This window comes from Streptosporangium sp. NPDC006013 (assembly GCF_040614275.1).
Classification (GTDB): domain Bacteria; phylum Actinomycetota; class Actinomycetes; order Streptosporangiales; family Streptosporangiaceae; genus Streptosporangium.
The window spans coordinates 1-8069 of record NZ_JBEXUE010000453.1; the positions used below are offsets into that span (position 1 = coordinate 1).

General features: G+C 69.8%; 8 protein-coding genes. 5 read left to right on the forward strand and 3 right to left on the reverse strand.

The window, feature by feature from the left end; all coding sequences use genetic code 11:
- Positions 1 to 182: 182 nt before the first annotated feature.
- Together rsgA and aroA are read right to left on the reverse strand one after the other, a co-directional pair.
- A complete protein-coding gene (rsgA, locus tag ABZ260_RS41260; protein ID WP_355628629.1) occupies positions 183 to 1235 on the reverse strand; it encodes a ribosome small subunit-dependent GTPase A in 1053 nt (350 codons plus the stop codon).
- An 83-nt stretch (positions 1236 to 1318) separates the two neighbouring features.
- Positions 1319 to 2596 (reverse strand): 3-phosphoshikimate 1-carboxyvinyltransferase, encoded by a 1278-nt coding sequence (gene aroA / locus ABZ260_RS41265; RefSeq protein WP_355628623.1) that lies wholly within the window; start codon positions 2594 to 2596, stop codon positions 1319 to 1321.
- Between the two features lie 281 nt (positions 2597 to 2877).
- Between aroA and ABZ260_RS41270 the strand changes: the two genes are divergently transcribed.
- Both ABZ260_RS41270 and ABZ260_RS41275 read left to right on the forward strand, forming a co-directional pair.
- The gene (locus ABZ260_RS41270) at positions 2878 to 3609 is read left to right on the forward strand and encodes an SOS response-associated peptidase (RefSeq protein ID WP_355568720.1); all 732 of its coding nucleotides are present in this window, start codon (positions 2878 to 2880) and stop codon (positions 3607 to 3609) included.
- 199 nt (positions 3610 to 3808) lie between these two features.
- Positions 3809 to 4141 carry a TraR/DksA C4-type zinc finger protein gene (locus tag ABZ260_RS41275; protein WP_030924883.1) on the forward strand — a complete coding sequence of 111 codons (333 nt, stop codon included), beginning with the start codon at positions 3809 to 3811 and terminating at the stop codon, positions 4139 to 4141.
- A 504-nt stretch (positions 4142 to 4645) separates the two neighbouring features.
- Here the strand turns inward: ABZ260_RS41275 and ABZ260_RS41280 are convergent.
- On the reverse strand, positions 4646 to 5386 hold the full coding sequence (locus ABZ260_RS41280; protein ID WP_355568724.1) for a class I SAM-dependent methyltransferase: 741 nt from the start codon (positions 5384 to 5386) through the stop codon (positions 4646 to 4648).
- Positions 5387 to 5672: 286 nt separating this feature from the next.
- On the opposite strand from ABZ260_RS41280, the gene ABZ260_RS41285 reads away from it, so the two are divergent.
- The 3 genes from ABZ260_RS41285 to ABZ260_RS41295 all read left to right on the forward strand — a co-directional run bounded on the left by ABZ260_RS41285 (position 5673) and on the right by ABZ260_RS41295 (position 7754).
- Positions 5673 to 6278: a sigma-70 family RNA polymerase sigma factor gene (locus ABZ260_RS41285; RefSeq protein WP_030924879.1), complete on the forward strand. Its 606-nt coding sequence runs from the start codon at positions 5673 to 5675 to the stop codon at positions 6276 to 6278.
- Positions 6279 to 6342: 64 nt separating this feature from the next.
- A complete protein-coding gene (rsrA, locus tag ABZ260_RS41290; protein WP_030924877.1) occupies positions 6343 to 6609 on the forward strand; it encodes a mycothiol system anti-sigma-R factor in 267 nt (88 codons plus the stop codon).
- A gap of 200 nt (positions 6610 to 6809) precedes the next feature.
- Positions 6810 to 7754: an NAD-dependent epimerase/dehydratase family protein gene (locus ABZ260_RS41295; RefSeq protein WP_355628626.1), complete on the forward strand. Its 945-nt coding sequence runs from the start codon at positions 6810 to 6812 to the stop codon at positions 7752 to 7754.
- Positions 7755 to 8069 lie beyond the last annotated feature (315 nt).

Genomic DNA, 8069 nt, shown 5'->3' on the forward strand with positions numbered 1-8069 from the left:
CTCGTTCCTCGCAACCTCCCTCTCCTCAGTCCAGTCGCCGGCGCGGCCTCACGGGGAGTCCCTCAAGGGGGGAGCGTGGGGGACGTCCCCGAGGCGCTTCTTAACCCAGTCGCGGGCGCGGCCTCACGGGGAGTCCCTCGAGGGGGGAGCGTGGGGCACGTCCTCGCGGTGTTTCTTGGGGGCTAGTCGTCGTCGGGGGTGCCTTCGCGGCTGGCGAGGAGGCGGCGTAGGGAGGTCAGGCGGGCCGGGTCGGCGTGGCCGGCGGCTACCCAGGTGTCCAGGGCGCACTCCTCTGAGAGGTGGTTGCAGCCCTTCGGGCAATGGATGGTGCCCTCGATCAGGTCGGGGAAGCCCGCCAGGACCGTCTCCACCGAGACATGGGCCAGACCGAAGCTGCGCACCCCGGGGGTGTCGATGATCCAGCCACTCTCCGGCAGTTCGAGGGCGACGGCGGAGGTGGAGGTGTGACGGCCCCGGCCGGTCACCGCGTTCACATGTGAGACGGCCCGGTTGGCGTCCGGCACCAGGGCGTTGACCAGGGTTGACTTACCCACCCCGGAATGGCCGACGAGCACGCTGATCCGGCTCTTGAGGCGCTCTCGCACCTCCACCAGGTCGCCGCCCTTGGAGACCACCACGTACGGCACGCCGAGGGGGGCGTACAGCGAGACCAACTCGTCGGGCGAGGCGAGATCGGACTTGGTGAGGCAGAGCAGCGGCTCGATGTCGGCGTCGAAGGCCGCGACCAGCATCCGATCGATCATGCGGGGCCGGGGCGGTGGATCGGCCAGGGCCGTCACGATGACGAGTTGGTCGGCGTTGGCGACCACGGGGCGCTCGATGCCGTCGGTGTTGTCGGTGTCGTCCGCGGAGCGGCGGAGCATGGAGGCACGGGGCTCCACCCGCACGACGCGGGCCAGCGTGTCGGTCATCCCGGAGACGTCGCCCACCAGGGCCACCCGGTCACCGACCACGATTCCCTTGCGGCCCAGCTCGCGGGCCTTCATCGCGACCACGACCCGGCCGCTCATCGCGGCGCCCTCCGCCTGGTCCCGCTTGCGGCGGCGTCCCCGCTCGCCCTCCGACTCGACCAGGCACGTGTAGCGTCCGCGGTCGACGGCGACCACGAACGCCGGGACCGCGTTCTCATGGGCAGGACGAATCCGGGTCCGGGGCCGGGATCCCTTTCCCGGCCTGACCCTGACGTCGTCCTCGTCGTACTCGCGCTTTCTCAGTTTCTCCGCCTTGTCCGGCCCGGTGCGCCCCGCGAAGGGCCGCGACTACCGGGCGCCTCCTGGGTCTGCCGGCCGGTCGCCCCTCACCGCGCGCCGCGCAGCATGTCCGCCCACATCGAGGCGAACTCGGGAAGGGTCTTACCCGTGGTGGCGATGTCCTCCACCTCGACGCCGGGCACGGCCAGCCCGATGACCGCTCCGGCGGTGGCCATCCGGTGGTCGGCGTAGGAGTGGAACACGCCGCCGGTGAGCGGTCGGGGCCGGATCTCCAGGCCGTCCTCGGTCTCGTTCGCGTCGCCGCCGAGACCGTTGATCTCCGCGACCAGAGCGGCCAGCCGGTCGGTCTCGTGCCCGCGGATGTGGGCGACACCGCTGATCCTGCTGGGGGAGTCGGCGAGAGCGGCCAGCGCGGCGATCGTCGGGGTCAGTTCGGCCACGTCGCGCAGGTCCGCCTCGATTCCGGTGATCCGTCCGGTACCGGTGACCGCCAGCCCCTCTGGTGTGTGCTCCACCGAGGCGCCCATGTCGGCCAGCAGCGTGCGCAACTGGTCACCCGGCTGGGTCGTCCGCACGGGCCAGTCGGGAATGGTGACCGTGCCGCCTGTCACCATGGCGGCGGACAGGAACGGCGCCGCATTGGACAGGTCGGGCTCAACCGTGAAGTCCCTCGCCCCGATGGGGCCGGGCTCGACCCGCCAGACGTCCGGCTCGGAGTCGTCCACCACGACGCCGAACTCGCGCAGCATCTGAACGGTCATCTGGATGTGCGGCTGCGAGGGGATCGGCGGGCCGTCGTGGCGTACCGTCACGCCCTTCTCGAAGCGCGCGGCGGTCAGCAGCAGGCCGGAGAGGAACTGTGAGGAGCCCGACGCGTCGAGCCTGACCTCGCCGCCGGTCAGCGGCCCCCTGATGGTGAAAGGCAGCGCGTCGCCGGTCACCTCGGCGCCGAGGGCGCGCAGCGCGCGCAGGATCGGGCCCATCGGGCGCTTGCGCGCGTGCGGGTCGCCGTCGAAGAACACCTCGCCCCTGGCCAGTGCCGCCATGGGCGGCACGAAGCGCATGACCGTGCCCGCCAGCCCCACGTCGATGTGGGCGCCGCTGATGACGGGGCCGGGCGTGATCGCCCAGTCGACGCTCGAGGCGCTCTCGTTGGAGGGGGTCATCGTCGCGCCCAGTGCCCGCAGCGCGTCCGCCATCAGATCGGCGTCGCGGCTGCGCAGCGCCAGCCGTACCGTGCCGGGTCCCTCGGCCAGTGCGGCGAGCAGCAGTGCGCGGTTGGTCACGGACTTCGATCCGGGCAGGGGAACGGTCGCGCGGACGGGTTCGGTCGCGGCCGGCGCGGGCCACAGCGGAGCGGACATGGCCAAAAGCCTAGCTGTGTTGTCGGCGACGCTGCGCGTCGCGGTGAGGCCGCTCTTACCCGGCTCCTTCCCTCGTCAACCGGGGTCGCTCGTTCCTCGCGACCCCGCTCTCCTCAGTCCAGTCGCCGGCGCGGCCTCACGGGGAGTTCCCCAAGGGGAGGCATGGGGCACGTTCCCGGGGTGATTCTTGGGGTGGGAGAACGGGTTGTCCCTGAGAAGAGAGATCTTGGGCACTTCCCGGTGGGGGCTTCCGGTGTGCCGTGGCGTGGCAAAGTGGAGATATGTGCGGGAGATACGCGTCTACGCGGGACAAGCACGAGTTGCTGGAGGAGTTCCAGGTCGAGCTTGACGGTGCGGCCGACGACGAACTCAGGCCCGATTACAACGTCGCGCCCACGAAGCCGGTGTACGCGGTGATGAGCCGGGTGCCGAAGGCCGATCCGGACGGCCGACCGGTCCGGCAGCTCCGCGTGGTCCGCTGGGGGCTGGTCCCGGCCTGGGCCAAGGACCCCTCCATCGGCTCAAAGATGATCAACGCGCGGGTGGAGACGGTGGCGGAGAAACCCGCCTACCGCAAGGCGTTCGCGGAGCGCAGGTGCCTGCTGCCCGCCGACGGTTATTTCGAGTGGGTCGTGCTCGACGAGAAGGACGCCAAGGGCAGACCGAAGAAGCAGCCCTACTTCGTCCGCCCCGCCGACGGCGGCGTGCTGGCCATGGCGGGACTGTACGAGTTCTGGCGGGACCGGGGCCGGGCCGAAGACGACCCGCTCTCCTGGCTGGTGACCTGCACGATCATCACGACCGACGCCGTGGACGAGGCCGGAGCGGTACATGACCGGATGCCGATGCTGATCGAGCGCGACCGGTGGGGTGAGTGGCTCGACCCGGGAGTGACCGACGCGCGGGAGTTCCTGATCCCCGCGGGCTCCACCGGGCTGGAGGTCTATCCGGTCTCCACCGCGGTCAACTCGGTGCGCAACAACAGCCCCGAGCTCGTCGAGCCGCTGCGGTAGGAGGGGCGGTAGTCGGCCGCTCTTCTGAAAACGCTGGTCGATCCGGTGTAAAAGTTCCGGCAAGTGGGCATCCGCTGAGGAAAGCGGTGACTCGCGACGAGTGGGCGAGATCACCGTCGCCAGAGCTCACCCCTTGCGCCTGACGGGAGAGTCGGGGATCCCTTCACAGGCCGTCCCCGTTTTCCGGAGGTGCGGATTCGTGGATGTCGCGACCGCGCGCGAGCGTCTGAAGAACATGCTCGCCGAACTTGACCGTTCCATCGGAGTCCTTCGCGGAGATTCACCCGCCGCGGGGGACCGCTCCCCGGCGGACGCCGGTTCCGAGCTGACCGACTCCGACCGCAACCGGGCACTGCTGGAGGGGGCCACCCGGCACCGGGGTTCGGTGATCGAGGCGCTCAGGCGGATGGACGAGGGGTGCTACGGACTCTGTGCGGACTGCGCCGCGCCCGTTCCGGAGGGCAGGCTGGAGGCGCGCCCCGAGGCCGCCCGCTGCCTCCAGTGCCAGTCCAAACGCGAACGCCGACGCTGACCCCGCCCCCGGAAGCATCCAGGGGACGTGCCCGTGATCCTTCCCCGAAGGGACGCGCCGTCCACTCGACCCAGAAAACATCCTGGGGACGTGCCCCATACCCTCCCTTGAGGGACTTCCCGTGAGGCCGCGCCGGCGACTGGACCGTGGAGAAGGGACGCGCCGTTCTCCCGCCCCAAGAATCACCCCGTGGACGTGCCCCATGCCTCCCCTTGGGGGACTCCCCGTGAGGCCGCGCCGGCGACTGGACTGAGGAGAGCGGGGCCGTGAGGCCGCGCCGGGGACTGGACTGAGGAGAGCGGGGTTGCGAGGAACGAGCGGCCCCGGTTGACGAGGGAAGGAGCCGGACAAGAGCGGCCGAACCGCGACGCGTTAGCGTCGCCGGCAACTCGCGAGGAACGAGCGGCCTCCCTCGACGAGGGAAGGAGCCGGGTAAGAGCGGCCTCACCGCGACGCGTTAGCGTCGCCAGAGGCAGGCCCGAACCGCGCGCGTTAGCGTCGCCTTTAATAGGGTCGGCGCGCGCTGGCGACCAAGTGGATGCCCACCGTGTCGTCGTCGTCGGGGTGGGTGTCCAGTTCGGTGTTGACCAGCCAGGTGAGCGCCCGGGAGTCGGAGGCGAGCACATGGTCGACGGTCGAGGGGGACAGCACCGTGCGGGGCCGTACCCACTCGACCTCCAGGCCCGCCTCGGTGAGCAGCTCGCGGAGCTGGGCGCTGCTGAAGCAGCGGGTGATACTGCCGTCGGGCCAGGGCACGAGCATGACCTCGCCGGTCTGACGCAGGTGGGCCCAGTAGTTCTGCTCGGCGAGGATCGCCATCCCCAGCACCAGGGAGTCGACGCAGACCAGTGTCCGGCCGCCGGGACGCAGAACCCTGACGACATCGTCGATCGCGGACTCGGCCATGAGCTCCACGGACATCGCCCGTTCCTCGGCGAGCACGGCGTCCACGCTGCAGTCGGGCAGGAAGCGCAGGTCGTCGGCGCGTACCTGGCTGACCCTGGAGATGTCGTGCAGCGGTTGGTCGTCCGCGGGCCGGCGGAAGTCGACCATCTCGATCACCCGGTGTCCCGCCTTCGCCGCCTGGACGGCCCAGCGGCCGTTGCCGCAGGACATGTCGAGGACGGTGGAGGGGGTTTCCGGCAGCCATCGACTCAGTTGCTCGGCCACGACCGCGTGATAAAAGGTCCAGTACGGCCCGAGCGCACCTGAGCCGTTCAGCTCTTCGGCCGGGATGGGCAGCACAAGCAGCTCCTGGCGTCGGGAGGATCCGGTGGTCTTTGATTACCTACCGGTACGTATCTTCTTTTCCCCGTACCGGGTCGTTCGTCACCTTCTATCTTGCGGGAACAGATGACTGGACGAGCGTGTTGCAAGCGGACAACGCACGATCCTTTCGGAGGTTGGCAAGCAGATGCTCGCCTTGATCGAACCCGTCACCCGCCCCGGTGATCGGGCCATCCCCGGTGAGCGGGTATCCTCCGCTCAGTACGGTGTCCCGCGTCAGCAGGACTCCGGCGATCTTAAGGGGGTGGGTCCGGTCCCTGCGACAGACGAGGAGACTCTGGAGCAGCGGAGCACACGGTTCGAGCGGGATGTCATGCCCTATCTCGACCAGCTCTACTCCGCCGCACTTCGGATGACCCGGAACCCCGCGGACGCCGAGGACCTTCTTCAGGAGACCTTCGCCAAGGCGTTCGCGTCTTTTCACCAGTTCCAGCAAGGCACGAACCTCAAGGCGTGGCTTTACCGAATCCTGACCAACACCTTCATCAACAGTTACCGCAAGAAGCAGCGGGAGCCCAAGCAGTCGGGCGCCGAGGAGATCGAGGACTGGCAGCTGGCCAGGGCCGAGTCGCACACTTCGGCGGGGTTGAAGTCGGCGGAGGTCGAGGCGCTGGAGCACCTCCCGGACACCGACGTGAAGCGGGCGCTGGCCGCGCTCCCCGAGGAGTTCCGCATCGCGGTCTATCTCGCCGACGTCGAGGGCTTCCCGTACAAGGAGATCGCGGACATCATGGGGACCCCCATCGGGACCGTGATGTCGCGGCTGCACCGTGGCCGTCGCCAGCTGCGGACCCAACTTGAGGACTACGCCCGCGAGCGTGGCCTGGTTCCCGCGGAAGGTGCGAAGTGAGCGAGCGAGACAGGAACGGCGATTCCGCCCCGGTGACCTCGACACCCCTGGGCGAGGTGATCGCATGAGCTGTGGCGAGCACCACGACACCGACTGTCGTGAGGTCCTGGACAAGGTCTACACCTACCTGGACGGCGAGCTCGACGAGCGCAACTGCGCGGACATCCGCCAGCACCTGGACGAGTGCCACCCCTGCCTGGAGGAGTACGGCCTGGAGCAGGTCGTCAAGCAACTCGTCGCCAAGCACTGCGGCTGCGACCAGGTCTCGGAGGACCTGCGGGCCAAGGTGCTCAGCCGGATCGACCAGGTACGCTCCGAACTCGCCCACTGACCTCTCCGGAGCCTCCGTACGGTCATGGTCATCGCGTGTGCCGAGGGGCTGCCGGGTTCGCCCGGCAGGTGAACCGCTTCCCTGTTATGGTTCCTGGGTTCGAAACGGTCATGGCCTGGCCGTCGGTTCTCTCGGCTGAGGGAACCGAGAAGCCACTCCCCTCGTGGAGCGGAGGAGTCACACGACGATGGGGGTTGCTCATGCGCATACTCGTGACCGGTGGGGCGGGGTTCATCGGATCCACCCTCGTTGACCGGCTGCTGGCCGACGGGCACGAGGTCGCGGTGGTGGACGACCTGTCCGGTGGCGACCGCGGCAACCTGGTCCGCGCCGCGGAGAGCCCCCTGTTCGCCCTGCACGTGATGGACATCCGGGACCCGGCCCTGATCGGCCTGGCGGCCGAGTGGAGACCCGAGGTCGTCTGCCACCTCGCAGCGCAGATCAGCGTGCGCAAGAGCGTGGCCGACCCGGTACACGACGCCAGGCTCAACGTCGAGGGCACCGCGTCGGTCCTGACGGCCGCCCACCACGGTGGCACCCGCAAGGTCGTCTTCGCCTCCTCGGTCGCGGTCTACGGCAGGCCGGCGGTCATCCCGGTCCCCGGCGGCGCGGCGACCGACCCGCGCTCTCCGTACGCGGCCTCCAAGCTCAGCGCGGAGACCTACCTGGCCACCTTCAAGGCGCTCCACGACATCGACTACACCACGCTGGTGCTCTCCAACGTCTACGGCCCGCGCCAGTCGCCGGACGGCGAGGCGGGGGTGGTCGCCATCTTCACGGACGCGCTGCTCAACGGCACCCCCACGGTGGTGTACGGCGACGGCACCCAGACCCGCGACTACATCTTCGTCGACGACGTGGTCGACGGCTTCGCCCGTGCCTGTGGCGCCAAGGGCGGCGGCGGCCGCTTCAACCTGGGCACCGGAGTCGAGACCAGCGACCGGAGGCTGCACTCCCTGGTCGCCGCGGCGGCGGGGGCCGTCGACGAGCCGGGTGGGGCTCCGGCCCGCCTGGGAGACCTCCCGGCCATGGCCGTCGATCCGGCTCCCGCCTTCGACGGGCTCGGCTGGCGCCCCCAGACGGACCTGGCCACGGGCCTGAAGGCCACGGTCGACTGGGCGAGGACCAAACTCGCAACCCCGTAATCCCACCAAGCCCCCTCAACTCGTGAGGCCGCACCGGACCGGCCGGGGCAGCGCCCTGGAGCCGTCCCTCAAGAATCTTCCCGAGGGACGGCCCGTGAGGCCGCGCCGGCAACTGGACCAGGAAGCCCCCTGGGGACGTGCCCCATGCTTCGTTCCCGAGGGACTACTCGTGAGGCCGCGCCGGGGACTGGACTGAGGAGAGCGGGCCGTGAGGCCGCGCCGGGGACTGGACCGAGGAGAGCGGGGTTGCGAGGAACGAGCGGCCCCTGCGGTGTCTTCCGCCGGTTCCTCGACGGCTTCCGCTACCGGTGACGC